Raw genomic sequence first — 1,378 nt, forward strand, 5'->3', positions numbered from 1 at the left:
ATAACGAACTAGGCTACACGACGTTGTCCGTAGCTGAGTCTCGCAGAGACGTTAGCGTCGGCGCGCCTTCTTGCAGAGCAAGAAGCGTGACGGAGGACAATGTGCCTTTAGGCCGAGCGAGGGCGAAAGTCCCGAGCGGAGCGTGTCAGCCGCAGTTATACGAAGTTTGCAACGCATCTATTTTATTTTTTCGAGAAAATTTCTTATCGGATCTTCTAACGAAGAAGGAAATAGAAAATTTTCATTTATATTTTTGTCATAATTAATATGGTTTAAGAGTTTTATTCTTAATGAAATGAAACGAGCATAGTAATTTTGATTTGAAATAGAAGCACCTGAAATTACGCCACAGCTTTGCCTTATAGGTCTGATAATTTTTTGTCCGTTTAATATTAACGTTGAATCAATGAATCTATCTGTATCAGGGTTGAAAATGAATAGATAAATTACGCTTTCCTTGATATTTTCTTTTTGTATATATTTGCTATTGCTTAATTCGTTTTGAGCAAAAAATAAAGCAACATCTAAACTTTTTGTTATATCTAGAATATTGGATGGTATGGTGTAATGCTGTAGAATTAGAGCATTCTGAATTGAGTAGAGAATTGGATTGAAGTAGCGTTTCTCTTTAATTTCATTTTCATTTGTTAAATGAACAGTTTCAAACCCTTGATTATCTTTACTCCAAGCTTTATTCTTAAAAAATTCTTTTTCTGCCTTTTCATCTGATAAGAGATTTTTATAAGCGGGAATTGATAAGTGTAATCGTAGTAATGTTTCATTTTTTAAAATTTGAAATAGTTGCGTTGTATATTTATCAAGTGATTTGGGCAGATTAGATGCAGTTCTGAAGATTGATGGAATCAGTGAGACATCGCGAATGGATCGCCATGGACATAAACTTAAGACATCTTTGTGAATGTTTTTAACAAAGTATTCCTTATCCTGACCTCTATACCAAAGTTCATACTTAGTTTTTGATATTTTGTTTTTGATTTGATCAATTATATCTTCAATTTCTTTTCTTGTATTGACTTGGATTTCAATTGGTTCGAAATTCTCTCTATCTTTTAAAATACGATTAGCACGATATGCTCCGATACTGAATATGTTTGAAAGCTGGTTTTTTAGGAAAGGGTAATGAGTTGTATATCTTTCTAATTCAAATTGATTCAAATAGAAGTTTCTTTTTGCGGCGTCTGGCGGCATTAAAATTAATCCATAGTCTTTATCTAGAATTAAGTTTTTATGATTAGTGAAGAGGGAGAATGGTTCTAAATTGAAAATTTCCTTAGTTCTTTGTAATTTAGGAATTCCAACAGAAATATTGATAAAAGAATATAAGCTAAATCAAGGAAAAAGTCGCAAGAAAACGCCA

At 32.7% G+C, this 1,378-nt stretch carries 1 protein-coding gene; it reads right to left on the reverse strand.

Annotated features, from left to right (window positions below; genetic code table 11):
• Positions 1–177: 177 nt before the first annotated feature.
• The gene (locus EHQ58_RS18480; RefSeq protein WP_167883694.1) at positions 178–1,176 is read right to left on the reverse strand and encodes an FRG domain-containing protein; all 999 of its coding nucleotides are present in this window, start codon (positions 1,174–1,176) and stop codon (positions 178–180) included.
• Between the last annotated feature and the right edge of the window lie 202 nt (positions 1,177–1,378).

This window comes from Leptospira ognonensis, from assembly GCF_004770745.1.
In the GTDB taxonomy this organism is placed as follows: Bacteria; Spirochaetota; Leptospiria; order Leptospirales; family Leptospiraceae; genus Leptospira_A; species Leptospira_A ognonensis.